The organism is Microbacterium sp. K41 (assembly GCF_004794395.1).
Lineage (GTDB): Bacteria > Actinomycetota > Actinomycetes > Actinomycetales > Microbacteriaceae > Microbacterium > Microbacterium sufflavum.
In genome coordinates this window covers 1-18420 of the sequence record NZ_SSDO01000227.1, presented here as the reverse complement: position 1 = coordinate 18420, position 18420 = coordinate 1, and the positions used below count along the sequence as shown (strand labels likewise).

The following is an 18420-nucleotide window of genomic DNA, read 5'->3' as shown; positions in this document are numbered from 1 at the left end:
TACGACCCTACCCGGAGAGTCTCGCGGACTAGGGTTGTGACGTGGCCGTACTTCCGATTCGCATCATGGGCGATCCCGTCCTCCACTCCCCCGCATCCCCCGTCGAGCAGATCACCGAGGAGGTGCGCACGCTCGTCTCCGACATGTTCGAGACGATGGACGCCGCTCCCGGCGTCGGGCTGGCCGCCCCGCAGGTCGGGGTGCCGTTGCGCATCTACACGTACAACTACGTCGACGACGAGGACCGCCCCTGGCGAGGCGTGCTGATCAATCCCGTGCTGTGGATGACGCCCCCCGAGCCGGGCGCACCCGACCCCGATCTCGAGGCCGAGGGATGCCTGTCGTTCCCCGGCGAGCGGTTCCCGCTCCGCCGGTCCGATCGCGTGCGCGTGACGGCGATCGACCTCGACGGCGCGCCGGTGACGCTCGAAGTGGATGGGTGGCGTGCTCGCATCATGCAGCACGAGTTCGACCACCTCGACGGAGTGCTCTACATCGATCGACTGTCGGACGCCGACTGGAAGACCACGCAGAAGATCGCCCGCAAGCGCGGATGGGGCCGCCCCGGTGTGAGCTGGCTGCCCGGGGTGGACGACCTCGAGGGCTGAGCGCTTTCAGCCCACGCACAGCATCCGTCGAGTTGCGTCACAGACTTCGGGCACTATAGCGTGTTCGCGGCGGGGATATATCAGCATGCCCCGCACCACGCTTTGGAGGGGAAACATGATGAAGATGCGCACTCGTCGCGCGCTCGTGCTCGCAGGATCGATCGCGGCGGGCTCGCTCGCCCTGAGCGGCTGCAGCGCGATCAACAGCATCCTGGGCAGCGGCTCCGGTGACGCGAACCGCGACGAGGAGACCGGCCAGGTGACGGAGAGCGCCAACATCGACGTCTTCTCCGTGAAGCTCGGCGACTGCATGCTCGAGACCGGCTCGGGGATGCTCACCGACGCGAACGTCGTGCCGTGCACCGAGCCGCACGACGAAGAGGTCTTCCACGAGATCACGATGGACGACGGCGACTACTCGGAGGACGCCATCGGCGCCGCGTCCGAGGGGTGCATCGGCGACGCGTTCACCTCTTTCGTCGGCATCGGCTACCAGGAGTCGGCCCTCGACGTGACCACGCTCACGCCGAGCCAGGACTCGTGGGAGCAGGCGAACGACCGCGTGATCCAGTGCCTGATCGTCGACCCAGCCGGGCAGGTCGAGGGCTCCCTGGCCGGCGCCGCGCGCTGACGGTCAGTCCACCACCGCATCGGCGGCCGGGAGCGATCCGCTCCCGGCCGCCTTCTGCGTCGAGCCGCCTCCGGCGCGGCGGTGACGGAGCATGCCGACGACACTGACGAGCACCGCGATCGCGAGCGAGATCGTGATCTGCCAGAGGGTGTCCGGCTGGAGGAACATCGCCAGGCACAGAGCGACGATCACCGCCACGACGACGTAGCTGAGCACCGGAAAGCCCCACATGCGCAGGGGCACCTGCACACCTCGGCGCATCGCCGCCCGCCGCAGCCGGATCTGCGACACGGCGATCACGAGCCAGACGAAGAGGGCGATCGCCCCCGACGAGTTCAGCAGGAACAGGAAGACCGTGTCGGGATACAGGTAGTTCAGCCCGACGGTGATGAACCCCACGACCGTCGCGGCCAGCACGGCGTACCGGGGCGAGCCGTTCCGCGCCGTGCGGCCGAGCAGCGCGGGGGCGTCGCCCCGCCGAGCCAGCGAGTAGAGCATGCGGCTCGCCGTGTAGAGGCCCGAGTTCAGGCACGAGAGCACCGCCACCAGCACCACGACGTCCATGATCACCGCCGCCACCGGGATGCCGATCGCGTCGAGAACCGCGACGAACGGGCTCTTCGCGATCGAGGCGTCGTTCCAGGGTAGCAACAGCACGATCAGGGAGATCGACCCGACGTAGAAGACGATGATCCGCCACACCACGGAATTGACCGCCTTGCGGACGGCCACGGTGGGGTTGGTCGATTCCCCGGCGGCGATCGTCGCAATCTCCGAGCCGAAGTACGAGAACACCACGACGAGGACGCTCGAGAACGCGGCGAGCACGCCGTTCGGGAAGAACCCGCCGTGGGCCACGAGATTGTCGAGCCCCGGTGGGGGGAACCCGGGGAACGCGCCGAGCGCCGCCAGCACCCCGATCACGAGGAACGCGGCGATCGCGACGACCTTGACCCCGGCGAACCAGAACTCGAACTCGCCGTACGACGCGACGGACGCCAGGTTCGTGAGGGTGAGCACCACCATGAGCGCCAGAGCGAATCCCCACTGCGGGACTCCGGGCATCCACCGGTGGAGGATCAACGCGCCGGCGGTCGCCTCGACGCCGAGGACCACGATCCAGAACCACGCGTAGAGCCAGCCGATGCTGAAGCCCGCCCATCGACCGATCGCGCGGTCCGCGTACGTGGAGAAGGAGCCGCTGTCGGGGTTCATCACCGACATCTCCCCCAGCATGCGCATCACCAGCACGACGATCACCCCGGCGGTCGCATAGGCGATGATCGCGGCGGGTCCTGCGGCGTGGATCACCGCCCCCGAACCCACGAACAGCCCGGCGCCGATGACGCCCGCGATCGCGATCATGGACATGTGGCGCGGCTTGAGCCCTGAGCGCAGTTCGCGGGGGTCGGATGTCGTCATCGATCTCTCCTTCGACCGCGAACGAGGTCAGCGGTGCGACGAGAGTAACATTTTACTGTGAACAGACCGATACTCTGCTGAGTGGTCTCGTCCGTAAGGATGCGCGTCTCGGGAGACGAGAAGAGCCCCCTCCGCAGAGGGGGCTCTTCTCGTTGGCTCCCCGGCTTGGACTCGAACCAAGAACCTGCCGGTTAACAGCCGGCTGCTCTGCCAATTGAGCTACCGAGGAATGTGCTCCGCTGTGCGGGCAACTCGACAAGCTTAGCAAACTCCGAAGGCCGTTCGTGACACCGACGGCCCTTCGCCGGACGCCGGGCGTGTCGCCATCAGCCGCGGGAATCGGTCTCCGCGTTGGGCACCCAGAGCAGGTCCTTCCCCACCCCTCTCGCCACCACGTGGCCGCCGCGCAGCATGAGCGTCTCGGCATTGAGCTCGCGGATGAAATCGGCGTCGTTCGTCACCAGCAGCGCCGCCATGCCCTCCTCGGTGCGCCGCCGCGTGATCGCGTCGAACACCACCGGGCGCACCTCGAGGTCGAGGTTGGCCAGCACCTCGTCCGCGATCAGGACCCGGGGCTCGAGCACGAACGACCGGGCGATCGCGACGCGCTGCCGCATGCCCGCGCTCAATTCGTACGGGAACTTCGACGCCGTCCCCAGGGGCAGGTGCAGCTCGTCCAATAGCGTCGCGACACGGATCGACAGCGCCTTGGTGTTGACGCGGCGCTCGCGGATCAGGATCGGCTCGGCGATGACCTCATTCACCGTGAGCCGCGGCGGCAGATCCGCGCCCGCACCCTGCGGCACGAATCCCGTGCGGTACGTGAGGATGCGGTGCTTGCGACCGGGACGGCGGATGTCGATGCCGCAGACCTGGGCGCTGCCGCCCACCACGCGCACGGAGGGGTCGGTGGACCCGGCGAGAGCGGCGACGAGCGTCGACTTCCCAGACCCCGTGGGTCCGGCGACGCAGATGAGCCCGCCGGGCGCCAGGGTGAAGGTGACCCCGTCCACCGCGCGGTTCGGTGTGCCGTGACCGATGCGGTCGATCACCAGATCGGAGCACTCGATCGCGGACGTGGAGACGGGCCTGCGGGACATGTCTTCCATCCTGCCCGCTGCACCGCGCCCCGCCCCGTTACGACTCGGCCGAGAAGCGCTGACGCTCCACATCGATGTCGCGGAGACGGACCCGCAGAGCCCGCCCGCCGTCGGAGTCCGCCGGGACGCGCTGCACCGCACCCAGGAGCTCCTGCTTCTCCCGCTCGAGCTGCCGCACCACCAGCCGCCGCGCGAGATCCGTCGCGGAGGCGACCGCCCCCGCCTCGTCGCGCGCCGGGAACGGCGTCATCAGCAGCTCGCCGCCGAGCGACCGGTACGGCTCCCGCACCGCATTGACCGCATCGGTCACCCACCCCGGCCTGCTGCGGTCCGGAGCTGCCGCGATCGCCTCGCGCACCGCGTCGAGCCCCGGTGTGCGGAACGGCTGCGACAGGGCACGGTCGAGCAGCACCGCGTCGATCTGGTGCCCGTACTGCAGCGCACCCATGAGGGCGTCGCGCTCCACGGCCACATCGGCGGTGCGGGGCAGGCTCGCCAGCGTGACCGCGGCCACCGCAGGGGCACCCGAGGTGGCGTCGGGGGTCGAGGTCTCGCGCCTCGGCGCACCGGTCGCCGCGCCCCGAGCCGCCCGCTCGACCTCGCCGTGCACCTCGGTCGGGTCCATGCCCAGACGGCGTGCCAGTACACGCTCGTACCCCGGGCGCAGCAGACGGTCCCGGATCTCCGCCACGATCGGCGCCGCGGCCCGGAGCGCGCCCACGCGGCCCTCCACGGTCGAGAGGTCGAAGCCGGCGAGCTTGCGGTCGATCGCGAACTCGAACATCGGCTGCTTGGCGTCCATGAGCCCGCGCACGGCCGCATCGCCGCGCTGCAGGCGGAGGTCGCACGGGTCGAGCCCGTCCGGAGCCACGGCCACGAAGGTCTGCGCGTTGAAGCGGTCGTCCTCCGTGAACGCCCGCAGCGCGGCCTTCTGACCCGCCTCGTCGCCGTCGAACGTGAACACGACCTCGCCGGAGGCGTTGTCGTCGCCCATGACACGGCGCAGGACCTTGATGTGCTCGGTGCCGAACGCCGTTCCACACGTCGCGATCGCGGTCGTGAGACCGGCGAGGTGACACGCCATCACGTCGGTGTAGCCCTCGACGACAACGACGCGCCGGGGGTCGCCGCGGGCGATGTCGCGCTTGGCGAGGTCGAGCCCGTACAGCACCTGCGCCTTCTTGTAGATCGGGGTCTCGGGCGTGTTCAGGTACTTGGGGCCCTGGTCGTCGTCGAAGAGCTTGCGCGCGCCGAAGCCGATGGTCTGTCCCGACACGTCGCGGATCGGCCACACCAGTCGCCCGCGGAACCGGTCGTACACGCCGCGCTGCCCGGTCGACACGAGTCCAGCGGCGCTGAGCTCGTCGCGCGTGAAGCCCTGCGCCGACAGCGCTTTGAGCATCCCGTCCCACCCGCGCGGCGCGAAGCCCACCCCGAAGTGCGCGGCCGCTCCGGCGTCGAAGCCCCGCTCGCCGAGGAACCGACGCGCGGCTTCGGCGTCGGGGGTCAGCAGCTGGGCGCGGAAGAACTCCGCCGCCGCGGTGTTCGCCGCGTACAGGCGGCTGCGGCCGCTGGTCTCCGGGGCCGCTCCCCCGTCTTCGTAGTGCAGCGTGTAGCCGATGCGGCCCGCGAGCCGCTCGACCGCCTCCGTGAAGCTCACGTGGTCCATCGCCCGGAGGAACGAGTACACGTCGCCCGACTCCCCGCAGCCGAAGCAGTGGTAGTAGCCGACCTGCTGGCGGACGTGGAAGCTCGGGCTCTTCTCGTCGTGGAACGGGCACAGCCCCTTGAGGGATCCGACCCCCGCCGACTTCAGCGCCACGCGCTCGCCCACGATGTCGGCGATGTTCGTGCGGGCCTTCACCTCGTCGACGTCGGCCTGCCGGATCCGCGGCATCAGTGCGCCCCTTCGGCGACGGGACGCCGCGTGACGGGGGTGCGCGTGCCGGGTCGCGCGTGACGCGGGGTCCAGATGCCGACCTCCGCCGGGTCGATCTCCCCGACGAGCCGGTTGTGCCAGTCCACCGCGCTCTGGTCGGTCAGGCTCGCGATCTGATCTACCACGACCCTCGCCCGCTCCGCGTCGCTCTCGGCGGCGACGAAGTCGGCGGCGAACGCGGGCTCCAGCACGTCGGCACCGGCCGACCACAGCGCATCGGTCGACCACAGGGCGTCGGCGAGGCGCTTGAGCACCCGCCGCTGCTCCTTGTACACGCCCTTTCGTGCGTCGATCGTGACGATGGCCTGACCCATGATGCCCTTGAGCACGGCGATCTCGACCTCGATCACGCGCGGCACGATGACGTGCGCGTTGTAGCGGACCAGCGGTGCCGTGCCGTAGGCCTCGCGCGTCGCGGACACGGCCGCACGGGCGAAGCGCCCGATCAGGTCGCTGGTGAGGTTCTTCAGCCGTGCGAGCGACTGTCGCGAGCGGTCGAACGACGCGAGCCACATCGGCTGCGATGCCAGACGGTAGAGGGCGTCGGCGAGCTCGTCGCGCGTGAAGTCATAGCCCACCCACTGCTGGATGCGGCTGAGCAGTGCCTCATGGGCCGCGGGGTCGGCGAGCTGCGCCACGTCGACGTAGCCGTTGACGATCGCATCCTCGAAGTCGTGCACCGAGTAGGCGATGTCGTCGGAGAGATCCATGATCTCGGCTTCGATGCACCGCAGGCGGCCGGGCGCCCCCTCGCGCATCCAGCGGAACACCGCCTCGTCCTCCGGGTACACACCGAACTTGAGTCGGCCGCCCGGGTCGGGCACGGGGCTGTCCACCGTCCAGGGGTACTTGCAGGTCGCGTCGAGGCTGGCCCTGGTCAGGTTCAAGCCGACCGAGTGCTCGTCCGCGTCGAGCACCTTGGCCTCGAGGCGCGTGAGGATGCGCAGCGACTGCGCATTGCCCTCGAAACCGCCGATCGGCTCCGCCCACTCGTTCAGCGCCCGCTCGCCGTTGTGACCGAACGGCGGGTGGCCGAGGTCGTGGCTCAGGCAGGCGGTGTCGACCACGTCGGCGGAGACGCCGAGCGCCGCGGCGAGCTCGCGACCCACCTGCGCCACCTCGAGCGAATGCGTCAGGCGGTTGCGCGCGAAGTCGGCCGTGCTCGCCGGGCTGAGCACCTGCGTCTTGGCGGCCAGACGGCGCAGCGCGGCCGAGTGGAGCACGCGGGCCCTGTCGCGCGCGAAGTCGTCGCGCTCGGAGCGGTGCGTCTCGGCGAAGAAGCGCTCGGCGTCGCGCGGGTGGTAGCCGTCGGCGCGACCGCCGACCGAGGGGTCATCCGCCACTGTTCTCGATCTCCGCTCCACGCATCATCTCCGAGGCGCTGGAGGCCAGCTCGCGCGACTCCAGCCACTTCTCCGGCAGCGCCGTCTTCTTCGGGTGACCGGCGCGCCCGCGCTGCCCCTCGGCGTCGGCTCCAGGGTACGGTGCCGACCGGTCGAGGCGACCCAGCAGCTCGTCGATCTCGGCGAGGCTCGACGCCGTCGCCAGGCCCGTGCGGATGTCGCCGCCGACGGGGTAGCCCTTGAAGTACCACGACACGTGCTTGCGCACGTCGCGGCACCCGCGGTCCTCGTCCTCGAAGAACTCCACCAGCAGTTCGGCGTGACGGCGGAACGCATCCGACACGAAGCCGAGAGTGGCGTCGACCGTCTTGCCCTCGCCGCCGAACGCGTTGGCCAGCTCGCCGAACAGCCACGGCCGCCCGAGGCAGCCGCGACCAACCACCACACCGTCGCAGTCGGTCTCGGCCATCATGCGCACGGCATCGTCGGCCGACCAGATGTCACCGTTGCCGAGCACCGGGATGCTCGTGACGGCCTGCTTGAGCTCGCCGATCGCGTTCCAGTCCGCGTGGCCGGAGTAGAACTCGCTCGCGGTGCGGGCGTGCAGCGCCACCGCGGCCGCCCCGGCGTCCTCCGCCGCGCGCCCGGCGTCGAGGAACGTGAGGTGATCGCGGTCGATGCCCTTGCGCATCTTGACCGTGAGCGGGATGTCGCCGGCGGCCTTCACGGCCTGATCCACGATGTCGGCGAACAGCTTCGACTTCCAGGGCAGAGCCGCCCCGCCGCCCTTGCGCGTGACCTTGGGCACCGGGCAGCCGAAGTTCAGGTCGATGTGGTCGGCGTGGTCCTCCGCCACGATGATGCGCACGGCTTCCGCGATCGTCTTCGGATCGACGCCGTAGAGCTGGATGGACCGCGGCGTCTCGGACTCGTGATGACGGATCAGCCGCATCGTGGTCTCGTTGCGCTCGACCAGCGCGCGCGACGTGATCATCTCGCTCACGTACAGCCCCGCGCCGTACTCCCGGCACAGTCGCCGGAAGGCCGTGTTGGTGATGCCCGCCATGGGTGCGAGCACGACCGGCACGTCGAGGTCGATCGGGCCGATGCGGAGGGGGCGGGCGGGGGCGGTGGCGACAGTCATGGCACGTCCATTCTCCCAGACCCGGAGCCCCTGCGGATGCGGCGACCTAAGCTGTGCATATGACCGATTCCGCGCTCCGTTCGATCCCGTTCACCGACGCTCAGGGTCAGGAGAAGACCCTCGACGATCTCGGTGCCGACGTGGTGATGGTGGTGAACGTGGCGTCCAAGTGCGGGCTCACCCCGCAGTACGAGCAGCTGGAGGAGCTGCAGCGCCGTTTCGGCGACCGCGGCTTCACGGTCGTCGGCTTCCCGTGCAACCAGTTCTTCGGTCAGGAGCCGGGCTCGGTCGACGAGATCCTCGAGTTCTGCTCCACCACGTACGGCGTGACCTTCCCGGTCAACGACAAGGTCAAGGTCAACGGCAGGAACGCGTCCGAGCTGTACAAGGCGCTCAAGGAGACCCCTGACGCGGGCGGCAAGGCCGGACGGGTGGAGTGGAACTTCGAGAAGTTCCTGGTGCTGCCCGACGGAGAGGTGCTGCGCTTCCGCCCGAAGCAGAAGCCGGACTCCCCCGAGATCGTCGAGGCGATCGAGGCCGCACTCTCCCGCTGACCCGGGGCCGCGCTCGTTCACCCCCGCGTCACCCGGAACGGGCTGCTCGCGGCCCTCGAATGGCCGCGGTGTTCACGCGCTCGTCAGACCCTCGCCATCCGGCGCCCCTAGTCTCCCCTGCGGCCACACCCGCCGCAGATGAAGGAGACACCGCATGCCCGACCGACTGCCGATCAGCCGGCGAACCGTCCTCACCGCCGGAGCGCTCGGCGCCCTCGGCTCCGCCCTGCCCCTCGGCACCACCGCCGCCGCCGCCGACACGACCGTGGCCGCCTCGACAGCGAAAGCCGCGCGTGGACTGCGGTTCCGCGCCGACGGGACCTTCACGGTCGTGCAGTTCAACGACACGCAGGACGATGAGCAGACCGACCGCCGCACCGTCGAGCTGATCGAGAAGGTGCTCGACCAGGAGCAGCCCGACCTCGTGGTGATCAACGGCGACGTGATCACGGGCGGATGCGAGACCCGTCTCGCCGTGAAGCAGGCGATCAACAACGTCGTGTGGCCGATGGAGTCCCGCGGCATCCCGTGGGCGGTGACCTACGGCAACCACGACGAGGACTCGCTCCCGCAGTCGGGCGTGGACGAGGCGGGGATGCTGAAGATCTACCGCTCGTACGAGTTCAACGTGAACGCGGAGAGCACGCGCGGCGTGACCGGCACCAGCAACACGCTGCTGACCATCGGCTCGTCGGCGAAGAAGAACCGGGAGGCGTTCGCGCTCTGGCTGCTGGACTCCGGCCGCTACGCCCCGGACGCCCTCGCCGGACAGGACTTCGCCGGCTACCCTACCTGGGACTGGGTGCGCATGGACCAGGTCGCCTGGTATCGCGAGCAGTCGCAGCGGCTCGAGCAGCGCGCCGGCCGCAAGGTCCCCGCCCTCATGTTCCTCCACATCGCGCTCTGGGAGCACCGGTTCATGTGGTGGGGCGGCGTGGACACCCGCACGGAGGCCGACGCCGCCCGCGGCCGCGCGCGCCACGGCATCGTCGGAGAGCGCAACGAGGACGAGTGCCCCGGGCCCTTCAACTCGGGCATGTTCAACGCGATCGTCGAGCGCGGCGACGTGAAGGGCGTGTTCGTCGGCCACGACCACGTCAACGACTACATGGGCGACTACTACGGCGTGCTGCTCGGCTACGCGCCGGGAACCGGCTTCGGTGCGTACGGCCTCGACGGAGCGGAGCGCAACCGCCTCCGCGGCGGGCGTGTGTTCGAGCTGACCGAGAGCGGCGATCAGGTGAGCATCGCCTCGCGGGTCGTCTATGCGAAGGACCTCGGCATCGATCTCACCGCCGACGACCAGCCCATGGAACCCCTGCCGCTGGCACCTCGCCAGCAGCGCGTCTGACGCGAACGAGAGAACGGCGGGGGCCCGCGATCGGGTCCCCGCCGTTCTGATGCTCTCGGCCGGCGGCGGTCAGGCCTCGACGGCCTCGCCGCGCTGCGCCCACAGGTCGCGGAGCACGTTCTCGAACGCTGCCGGCGGCTGCGCACCGCTGATGCCGTACTGGCCGTCGACCACGAAGAACGGCACGCCCTGGATGCCGTACGCCCGGGCCTGCGCCTGATCCTGACGCACGTCGGGCAGATACTGCTCGCTCTCGAGCGCGGCGCGGGCCTTGTCGGCGTCGAGGCCGACCTCGGCCGCCAGCGCCACCAGATCGTCGATGCGACCCACGTGCTTGCCCTCGGTGAAGTACGCGGACATCAGCCGCTCCTCCATCTCGTGCTGAAGCCCCTCAGCCTTCGCGAAGTGCAGCAGCTCGTGCGCCTTCACGGTGTTGGTGTGCTGCAGCAGGTCGAAGCGGTACTCGAGCCCCGCGTCCGCGGCCACGCCGGTGACGTGCGACAGCATCTGCTCGACCTGCTCACGCGGCATGCCCTTATGCCCGGCGAGGAAGTCGACCTCGTCGCCGTGGAAATCGACCGGTGTGTCGGGCGAGAGCTCGAACGAGTGGAACGTGACGGTGACCCGGGGGGCGTCCTCGTCGGCGGAGACCGCCTCCAGACCCTTCTCGAGATTGCGCTTGCCGATGTAGCACCACGGGCAGGCGATGTCGGACCAGATGTCGATGGAGATGGGTTCAGTCACACCTTCATCCAACCGCATGCACTCCCGGGGTATTCCGTGCTCGGTAGGATGCTCGGATGCTCTCCGCCGACGACCCGCTCCCTCGTCGGCCGGAGCGCGTGCTCGTGGCGGGCGTCACGGGCTCGGGCAAGACCACCCTCGCGCGTCGCCTCGGCGAGCTGTGGGGGCTCCGCCACGTCGAGATCGACGCGCTGTTCCACGGGCCGGGCTGGACTCCGCGCCCGGAGTTCCTCGACGACGTGCGCGCCTTCGCGGCGGAGGACCGCTGGGTGACCGAGTGGCAGTACACGAGCAAGGGCACCGACGCGTTCCTGACGCCGCGCGCCCAGCTCGCGGTCTGGCTCGACTACCCGTACCCGGTGGTGCGGGGACGGCTGCTGCGGCGGACGCTGGCCCGCGGCATTCTGCGGAAGGAACTCTGGAACGGAAACCGCGAGAAGGGGCCGTGGAACCTGCTCAACCGCGACCCCGAGCAGAACATCCTCGCGTGGCAGACGAAGACGCTGCACACCTGGAGCGAGCGGATGCCGGGCTACGTCGAGCGCTTCCCGCACCTCACCGTCGTGCGGCTGACGCACCCGCGCGAGACGGAGCGCTGGCTGCGTGCTCAGGCCGAGGCGTCGGGGGTGTCGATCGCTCCGCCGAAGCGCCGGTCGCGCGACAGGTAGACGCCGATCGCGCGCCACAGCTCCTCGCGCGAGAAGTCGGGCCACAGCGTGTCGAGGAACACCATCTCGGCGTAGGCCGACTCCCACAGCAGGAAGTTCGACGTGCGCTGCTCGCCCGAGCTGCGCAGGAACAGGTCGACATCGGGCATGTCGGGCACGTAGAGGTGACGCCGGACGGTCTTCTCGGTGATCGCGTTCGGCTTGAGGCGCCCCGCCGCGACATCGGCGGCGATCGCCCGCATCGCGTCGACCAGCTCCACGCGGCCGCCGTAGTTCACGCACATCGTGAGCGTGAGCACGTCGTTGCCGCGGGTGAGCTGCTCGGCGTACTGCAGCTCCTTGATGACGCTGCCCCACAGGCGCGGCTTGCGCCCGGCCCACCGCACCCGCACGCCCCACTCGTTGAGCTGGTCGCGGCGGCGGTGCAGCACGTCGCGGTTGTAGCCCATCAGGAAGCGCACCTCCTCGGGCGACCGGGCCCAGTTCTCGGTGGAGAAGGCGTAGACCGAGAGGTGTTTCACCCCGGCCTGGATCGCGCCGGCGACCACGTCGAGCAGCACCTCCTCCCCCGCCTTGTGCCCCTCGATGCGGCTGAGGCCACGGCGGTTCGCCCAGCGGCCGTTGCCGTCCATCACGATCGCGACGTGCTCGGGCACCGCGGGAAACGGCGGCGGATACACCCCGGTCCAGTCGAGCGGCCGGTAGGCGACGGCGTCCTTGTGCGTGTAGGGCTTCGGGCTCACCGTGCTCCTTCTCCCGGGGTGGTGGTGACGTGCGCGAGAGAGCGGATGCCGCGCTCCAGGTGCCACTGGGCATAGGCCGCCACCAGGCCGGAGGCGGCAGCGGTGTCGGCGTGCGGGGCGGCGTCGATGAGCTCCCAGTCGCCGCGGATGAGCGCGCGCAGCAGTGCCAGGGTCTTCTCGGCGATGCGCGGACTGCCCGCGGGGGCGTCGGCGTGGCACACGAGCCCGCCCAGCTGTGCGACGAACACGGTGTGCGGCCCCGGGGCACCGCAGCGGGCGCAGTCGTCGAGCGACGGCGCCCACCCCGACAGCGACATCACGCGCAGGAGGTAGGAGTCGAGGATGCTGCGTGGCACGTGCTCTCCGCGCGAGAGCGCACGCAGTCCGCCGACCAGCAGCAGGTACTGCTCCGGGGTGGCCTCCGCGTCGCTCAGCCGGTCGGCGGTCTCGACCATCGCGTTGGCCGCGGTGAAGCGGTCGTAGTGCGCCGCGATGTCGGTGCCGTACGCGCCGAGCGACTCCGCCTGCTGCACGATGTCGAGCGAGCGCCCCTCGTACAGCTGCACGTCGGCGACCATGAACGGTTCGAGCCGCGAGCCGAACTTCGACGACGTGCGCCGCACGCCCTTCGCGACCGCCCGCACCTTGCCGTGCCGGCGCGACAGCATCGTGACGATGCGATCCGCCTCGCCCAGCTTGTGGGTGCGCAGGATCACCGCTTCGTCTCGGTAGGTGGGCACCTTCCGATTATCCTCCGTGCGGGACAATGGACGGGTGACCGAACCGCTCTTCACCATTCCGCTGTGGGCGGACCTCCTCGGCGTCGGGCTCGGCGGGGTGCAGGGTGCCATGTTCGCCGCCGGATTCCAGGGGCAGCGGCGGCTCGACTGGCTCGGCGTCGCGATCATCGGGATCATGATCGGCATGGGCGGCGGTCTCATCCGCGACATCCTGCTCGGGCAGACGCCCGCGACCCTGCAGAACCAGTGGTACCTGGTGACCGCCGCGGGTGCCGCGCTCCTCGGCATGCTGCTCGCGGGGCTGTTCACCCGCCTCAACACCGCGATCGTGGTGCTCGACGCCGTGGTGATCGGCATGTTCGGTGCCTTCGGCACGAGCAAGGCCCTCGCGTTCGGCATCCCCGAGGTGCCCGCCGTGTTCATCGGCGTCTGCGCCGCGGTCGGCGGGAGCGTGCTGCGCGACATGCTGATGGGCCTGCCGACGGCGATCATGCACGTCGGCTCGCTGTACGCGGTCGCGGCTGCGGCAGGATGCACGTTCATCGTGATCGCGAACGCGGTCGGCATGCCGATCACGCTGGCCGCGATCGTCGGCATCGTCGTGACGGCGGTCATCCGGATCCTGGCGGTCACGTTCGACGTGTCCCTGCCGGAGCAGCGCCGCCTCTACCGCCGCAAGGTCGCCGCAGAGACCGGGGCCATCGCGATCGTCAAGCCGAAGGACTGATCAGGGCGCCGCGTCTCGGGTCTCGATCAGACCGGCGAGCCCGTCGATGACGCGCGCGAGCCCGAACTCCCAGGCCGCGTCCGCATCGGACGGGCCGCCCATGGCCTCGCCAGCGGCCCGGCCCACGGCCTGCGCCAGGGGGTAGTCGTCGCCGAGGTAGCCCGCGAGCCGCGGAGCGGCGTCCGCCCAGATCGGCGCGAAGTCCTCCGCTTCCGCGGCGTCACGTAGGCGTGCGGCGGCGGACCGCGTGAACTCCCGCACGAACGTGAGGGCCGCATCGCGCTCCACGTCGTCGAGGCCGAGCCCGTCGAAGGCGCGCAGCTCGCGGTCGTACGTCGCGATGGTGCCGGGGCCGAGCGCGGTGCGCGGGTCGTGCACGTCGAGCAGCCAGGGGTGCGCGCGGTAGAGGGCGAGGTTGTGCGCGGCGACGAGGCGGACGCGGGCTCGCCACCCGTCGGCGTCGCCCGACGGTGCGCGCTGTCCGTGGACCGCGTCGGCCATCAGCACGAGCAGATCCGCCCGGCTGTTGACGTGCGTGTAGATCGACATCGGGGTGAGGCCCAATGCCTGGGCCAGAGCGCGGATGGTGACCGCGGCGAGGCCGTCGGCATCGGCCAGGTCGATCGCGCGCGTCACGACGTCGTCGGTGGAGTGGCGGGCTCGCGGTCCACGGCGCGACGAGGTCTCAGCGGCACTGTCACGCCACAGCAGATCGACCAGATTCTTCGCCATCGGGAATAGCCTAGCCGTCGGCCCACTTAATCCTGTACGTTGTACGTTGTTTAGAACAGGAGACCCATGAACATCACCCAGACCGCCCTCTCGCTCAACGTGCCAGACATCGCCGCCTCCGCAGCCTTCGCCACCACCCACTTCGGATTCACGGAGGCCATGTCCGCCGAGGGCTTCGTGTCGCTCGAGCACCCCGGTTCCCCGCCGAACCTGATCTTCCTGCAGACCGGGCTCCCCACGTTCCGCCCGGAGGAGATCGCTGGATCGGCAGGCCAGGGCACGCTGCTGGTGTTCGTCGTGGACGACCTCGACGCCGCCTTCGCCCGCATCGCCGCCGCCGGCGCCCGCGTCGTCACACCGCCGGAGACCGAGCCGTGGGGCGAGCGCTACTGCCAGTTCGCCGACCCCAACGGCCTCATCTGGCAGCTGGTGCAGTGGGTCTGACCACCCGCCGGAGCACGCGGAAGCGGCCGGGCCCTCGGGACCCGGCCGCTTCCGTGGTGCGACCTCAGACCGCCGCGAGCTCCTGCTGGCGCGTGCGGATCGACCGGTTCACACCCGACACGATCGCCTTGAGCGACGCGGTCGAGATGTCGCCGTCGATGCCGACACCCCACAGACGCTGGTCCCCCACCTGCAGCTCGACGTAGGCCGCAGCCTGCGCGTCGCCGCCCGCACTGAGAGCGTGCTCGACGTAGTCGTACACCGTGATGTCGAAGCCCTGTCCGCGCAGCACCTCGACGAAGGCGGCCACCGGACCGTTGCCGTTGCCGGAGACCGCGACCTCCTGGTCGTCGTCGCGCAGCACCACGTCGAGCACCACGTCACCCGACATGTCGCTGCGGGTCTGCGTGGCCAGCAGCTCGAAGCGGCCCCACTTCGCCTCGGTGTCGGTCGCCGGGAGGTACTCGTCGGTGAAGATCGACCAGATCTGCTCGCTCGTCACCTCGCCGCCCTCGGCATCGGTCTTGGCCTGCACGACGCCGGAGAACTCGATCTGGAGCTTGCGGGGCAGATCGATCGCGTGGTCGGACTTCAGCAGGTAGGCGACACCGCCCTTGCCCGACTGGGAGTTCACGCGGATGACGGCCTCGTACGAGCGGCCCAGGTCCTTCGGGTCGACCGGCAGGTAGGGCACGGCCCACTCGATCTCGTCGACCGTGACGCCCTGCGCCTCGGCCTTCGCCGCCATCGCCTCGAAGCCCTTCTTGATCGCGTCCTGGTGCGAGCCGCTGAACGCCGTGAACACGAGGTCGCCGGCCCACGGGCTGCGCTCCGGCACGGGCAGCTGGTTGCAGTACTCGACCGTGCGCTTGACCTGGTCGATGTCGCTGAAGTCGATCTGCGGGTCGATGCCCTGCGTGAACATGTTGATGCCAAGTGCCACCAGGTCGACGTTGCCCGTGCGCTCGCCGTTGCCGAACAGGCAGCCCTCGATGCGGTCGGCGCCGGCCATGTAGCCCAGCTCGGCGGCGGCGATCGCGGTGCCCCGGTCGTTGTGCGGGTGCAGCGACAGGATCACGTTCTCGCGGTGGGCCAGGTGGCGGCTCATCCACTCGATCGAGTCGGCGTAGATGTTCGGCGTGGCCATCTCGACCGTGGCGGGCAGGTTGATGATCACCTTGCGGTCGGGCGTCGGCTCGAAGATCTCGATAACCTGGTTGCACACGTCGACCGCGAACTCGAGCTCCGTGCCCGTGTAGCTCTCCGGCGAGTACTCGTAGTAGACCTGCGTGTCGGGGATCGTCTTCTCGAACTTCCGGCACAGGCGGGCGCCCTCGAGGGCGATGTCGATGATGCCCTGCTTGTCGGTGCGGAAGACCACCTCGCGCTGCAGCACGCTCGTGGAGTTGTAGAGGTGGACGATGGCCTGCTTTGCGCCGGCGATGGCCTCGTAGGTGCGTGCGATCAGGTGCTCGCGCGCCTGAGTCAGCACCTGGATCGTGACGTCGTCGGGGATCAGGTTCTCTTCGATGAGCTGGCGCACGAAGTCGAAGTCGGTCTGGCTGGCCGAGGGGAAGCCGACCTCGATCTCCTTGTACCCCATGCTCACGAGCAGCTCGAACATGACGCGCTTGCGCTCGGGGGACATCGGATCGATGAGGGCCTGGTTGCCGTCGCGGAGGTCGACCGCGCACCAGCGCGGGGCTTCGGTGATGCGGGCGTCGGGCCACGTGCGGTCGGGCAGGTGGACGGTGATCTGCTCGTGGAAGGGCCGGTACTTGTGGATCGGCATCGCGGACGGGCGCTGAGTGTTCTGCATGATGGGCTACTTCTCTTCGTCGGAATGGACGGGCCAACACAAGCGCCGCGACGAGGAAGGCCCTAGTGTCAGGACTCGTCGCGGCAGCTAAGAAGAAGCAGACCGCCGAAAGGCATGGCGCCATGCTAGCAGGGTCGGTGCGGCCGTTTCGACCGCGCTGAGACGATGAGCCGACGCGGGACACTGATGGACATGAGCCCTTCCTCGCGTCGCCTGCTCCTCGTCGCCGCCACCGTGACCGCAGCGGTCACCCTGAGCGGGTGCGCGGTCGGACCCCGTGCGACCCTCCCGCCGACCAGCACCACCGTGCCCTCCGACCAGCGGCTGGAAGACGCGCACCCCACGCCCCCGGAAGGCCGCGTGCTCGGAACGGGCACCGTGATCGATGGAACGGACGGCCCCACGCTTTGCCTCGGCGCGATCATGGAGTCGTACCCGCCACAGTGCGCCGGTGTGCCGCTCGACGACTGGACGTGGGACGGCGTCGACGGCAGCGAGAGCGCGGGCGACACACGGTGGGGGTCGTACGCGGTGTACGGCACCTTCGACGGCGAGCGTCTGACCGTCTCGGATCCGCCGATCCTCCTCGCCCTGTTCGACCCGGTGGCGCCGGAGGCCCCGAAAGGCGGGAAGACGGGCATCACCCCGGAGGGCGAGCTGACCCGGGTGCAGGAGGACATCGCGGCGCGGCTCGGACCCGGGGCGGTCTTCGTCGGCACCGACCGTGGGTACGTGTGGCTGCAGGTTTCGTGGGACGACGGGACGCTGCAGCGCGCGGCGGACGACGAGTACGGAGACGGCGTGGTGATCGTCGAGTCGCTGCTGCGCGAGGTCGATTAGTCCTCGGGGATCAGCGCGAGCTTGCCGCCGGAGTGACCGGTGGCGAGCAGCCGGTGCGCGGCCGGTGCCTCGGCGAGCGGGAACGTGCGGGCGACCGGGACCACGAGGTCGCGGTTCTGCGCGAGCGCGAGGAGTTCGCTGCGCACCTCATCGCGGAAGCGGGCGCTGTCGGGCATCGACCCCGCGATCGCCAGAAGCCCGTCGGCGGAGGCCCGCGCGAAGTTCGCGATCGTGACGATGCGGCGGCGATCGGCCACCAGGGCGAGGGACACGTCGATCGCCTCGTCGGTGCCCACGGCGTCGAGCGCCGCAGCGATCGGTCCGTCCGCCAGCGCGGTCACCCGGTCGGCGAGACCCGGGCCGTACGCGACCGGGATCCCCCCGAAGCGTCGCACCTCATCGAAGCGGTCCGGCGCGGCGGTGCCGATCACTCGTACCTCGCGCAGCCGCGCCTGCTGCAGCACGCTGACGCCCACCGCTCCCGACGCCCCGTGCAGCAGGACCGTCTCGCCCGGTGCCGCCCCGGTGACCGCGAGCATCTCGGCCGCCGTCGTGCCGACGAGCAGGAGGTTCGCGGCCTCGGGGTGCGTGAGCGTCGTCGGCTTCGCGAAGACCTTCGCGGCGGGTACGGTCACCTCGGTCGCATAACCGCCCTGCACGCGGAAGGCCACGACCTCGTCGCCGACCTCGGCCGCACCGGAACCGATACGGGTCGCGGGGCCGATGGCCGTGAGCTCGCCCGACACCTCGTAGCCGATCGGCACGGGGAACTCGACCCCCGGACGAGCTGACGCGACATGCTTCGCATCGGCCGGATTCACCCCGGCCGCGCGGACGCGGATCGTGACCTCGCCCTCGCGCGGCGCCGCGG

General features: G+C 70.1%; 19 protein-coding genes and 1 tRNA gene. 8 read left to right on the top strand and 12 right to left on the bottom strand.

Features of this window, described 5'->3' with window-relative positions; genetic code table 11:
• Window positions 1–41 precede the first annotated feature (41 nt).
• Both def and DW309_RS06230 read left to right on the top strand, forming a co-directional pair.
• A complete protein-coding gene (gene def / locus DW309_RS06235; protein ID WP_136036925.1) occupies window positions 42–608 on the top strand; it encodes a peptide deformylase in 567 nt (188 codons plus the stop codon).
• Window positions 609–723: 115 nt separating this feature from the next.
• Window positions 724–1239 (top strand): septum formation family protein, encoded by a 516-nt coding sequence (locus DW309_RS06230; RefSeq protein ID WP_136036924.1) that lies wholly within the window; start codon window positions 724–726, stop codon window positions 1237–1239.
• Between the two features lie 3 nt (window positions 1240–1242).
• Here the strand turns inward: DW309_RS06230 and DW309_RS06225 are convergent, their stop codons facing one another.
• The 6 genes from DW309_RS06225 to dusB form a co-directional block, all read right to left on the bottom strand.
• Window positions 1243–2661, bottom strand: coding sequence for an amino acid permease (locus DW309_RS06225; RefSeq protein ID WP_136044870.1), 1419 nt, complete (start codon window positions 2659–2661; stop codon window positions 1243–1245).
• Window positions 2662–2814: 153 nt separating this feature from the next.
• A tRNA-Asn gene (locus DW309_RS06220) sits at window positions 2815–2890 on the bottom strand.
• Between the two features lie 97 nt (window positions 2891–2987).
• Window positions 2988–3761 carry an ATP-binding cassette domain-containing protein gene (locus tag DW309_RS06215; RefSeq protein ID WP_136030137.1) on the bottom strand — a complete coding sequence of 258 codons (774 nt, stop codon included), beginning with the start codon at window positions 3759–3761 and terminating at the stop codon, window positions 2988–2990.
• A gap of 37 nt (window positions 3762–3798) precedes the next feature.
• Complete coding sequence (gene dnaG, locus DW309_RS06210; RefSeq protein ID WP_136036922.1) at window positions 3799–5658, bottom strand: DNA primase; 1860 nt, start codon at window positions 5656–5658, stop codon at window positions 3799–3801.
• Window positions 5658–7043, bottom strand: a complete 1386-nt coding sequence (locus DW309_RS06205; RefSeq protein ID WP_136030133.1) for a deoxyguanosinetriphosphate triphosphohydrolase — start codon at window positions 7041–7043, stop codon at window positions 5658–5660. The genes dnaG and DW309_RS06205 overlap by 1 nt, the downstream gene beginning before the upstream one ends.
• Window positions 7033–8187: a tRNA dihydrouridine synthase DusB gene (dusB, locus tag DW309_RS06200; RefSeq protein ID WP_136030131.1), complete on the bottom strand. Its 1155-nt coding sequence runs from the start codon at window positions 8185–8187 to the stop codon at window positions 7033–7035. Before dusB ends, DW309_RS06205 begins: the two co-directional genes overlap by 11 nt.
• Before the next feature lie 59 nt (window positions 8188–8246).
• On the opposite strand from dusB, the gene DW309_RS06195 reads away from it, so the two are divergent.
• Together DW309_RS06195 and DW309_RS06190 are read left to right on the top strand one after the other, a co-directional pair.
• On the top strand, window positions 8247–8741 hold the full coding sequence (locus tag DW309_RS06195; RefSeq protein WP_136030129.1) for a glutathione peroxidase: 495 nt from the start codon (window positions 8247–8249) through the stop codon (window positions 8739–8741).
• Between the two features lie 154 nt (window positions 8742–8895).
• The gene (locus DW309_RS06190; RefSeq protein WP_168387193.1) at window positions 8896–10092 is read left to right on the top strand and encodes a metallophosphoesterase family protein; all 1197 of its coding nucleotides are present in this window, start codon (window positions 8896–8898) and stop codon (window positions 10090–10092) included.
• 69 nt (window positions 10093–10161) lie between these two features.
• Here DW309_RS06190 and DW309_RS06185 read toward each other — a convergent pair whose 3' ends face one another.
• Complete coding sequence (locus tag DW309_RS06185) at window positions 10162–10836, bottom strand: DsbA family oxidoreductase (protein WP_136036919.1); 675 nt, start codon at window positions 10834–10836, stop codon at window positions 10162–10164.
• A 56-nt stretch (window positions 10837–10892) separates the two neighbouring features.
• Between DW309_RS06185 and DW309_RS06180 the strand changes: the two genes are divergently transcribed.
• Window positions 10893–11504 (top strand): P-loop NTPase family protein, encoded by a 612-nt coding sequence (locus DW309_RS06180; protein WP_136044869.1) that lies wholly within the window; start codon window positions 10893–10895, stop codon window positions 11502–11504.
• Here DW309_RS06180 and DW309_RS06175 read toward each other — a convergent pair.
• Both DW309_RS06175 and recO read right to left on the bottom strand, forming a co-directional pair.
• Window positions 11444–12247, bottom strand: coding sequence for an isoprenyl transferase (locus DW309_RS06175; protein ID WP_136030123.1), 804 nt, complete (start codon window positions 12245–12247; stop codon window positions 11444–11446). The two genes, DW309_RS06180 and DW309_RS06175, sit on opposite strands and share 61 nt — an antisense overlap.
• Window positions 12244–12987: a DNA repair protein RecO gene (gene recO, locus DW309_RS06170; RefSeq protein ID WP_136030121.1), complete on the bottom strand. Its 744-nt coding sequence runs from the start codon at window positions 12985–12987 to the stop codon at window positions 12244–12246. Before recO ends, DW309_RS06175 begins: the two co-directional genes overlap by 4 nt.
• A 34-nt stretch (window positions 12988–13021) precedes the next feature.
• On the opposite strand from recO, the gene DW309_RS06165 reads away from it, so the two are divergent.
• Entirely contained in the window at window positions 13022–13714 is a 693-nt protein-coding gene (locus tag DW309_RS06165; RefSeq protein ID WP_136030119.1) for a trimeric intracellular cation channel family protein, read from the top strand.
• On the opposite strand, the gene DW309_RS06160 is transcribed toward DW309_RS06165, so the two are convergent.
• Window positions 13715–14446 (bottom strand): TetR/AcrR family transcriptional regulator, encoded by a 732-nt coding sequence (locus tag DW309_RS06160; protein ID WP_136044868.1) that lies wholly within the window; start codon window positions 14444–14446, stop codon window positions 13715–13717.
• Between the two features lie 66 nt (window positions 14447–14512).
• On the opposite strand from DW309_RS06160, the gene DW309_RS06155 reads away from it, so the two are divergent.
• Window positions 14513–14890 carry a VOC family protein gene (locus DW309_RS06155; RefSeq protein WP_136044867.1) on the top strand — a complete coding sequence of 126 codons (378 nt, stop codon included), beginning with the start codon at window positions 14513–14515 and terminating at the stop codon, window positions 14888–14890.
• 64 nt (window positions 14891–14954) lie between these two features.
• Here DW309_RS06155 and leuA read toward each other — a convergent pair whose 3' ends face one another.
• On the bottom strand, window positions 14955–16709 hold the full coding sequence (leuA, locus tag DW309_RS06150) for a 2-isopropylmalate synthase (RefSeq protein ID WP_136036915.1): 1755 nt from the start codon (window positions 16707–16709) through the stop codon (window positions 14955–14957).
• A 192-nt stretch (window positions 16710–16901) separates the two neighbouring features.
• Here leuA and DW309_RS06145 point away from each other — a divergent pair, with 192 nt between their 5' ends.
• Window positions 16902–17549: a hypothetical protein gene (locus DW309_RS06145; protein ID WP_240753134.1), complete on the top strand. Its 648-nt coding sequence runs from the start codon at window positions 16902–16904 to the stop codon at window positions 17547–17549.
• Here the strand turns inward: DW309_RS06145 and DW309_RS06140 are convergent.
• The coding region (locus tag DW309_RS06140; RefSeq protein WP_136044865.1) for an NADP-dependent oxidoreductase at window positions 17546–18420 on the bottom strand (875 nt) is incomplete at its 5' end. The two genes, DW309_RS06145 and DW309_RS06140, sit on opposite strands and share 4 nt — an antisense overlap.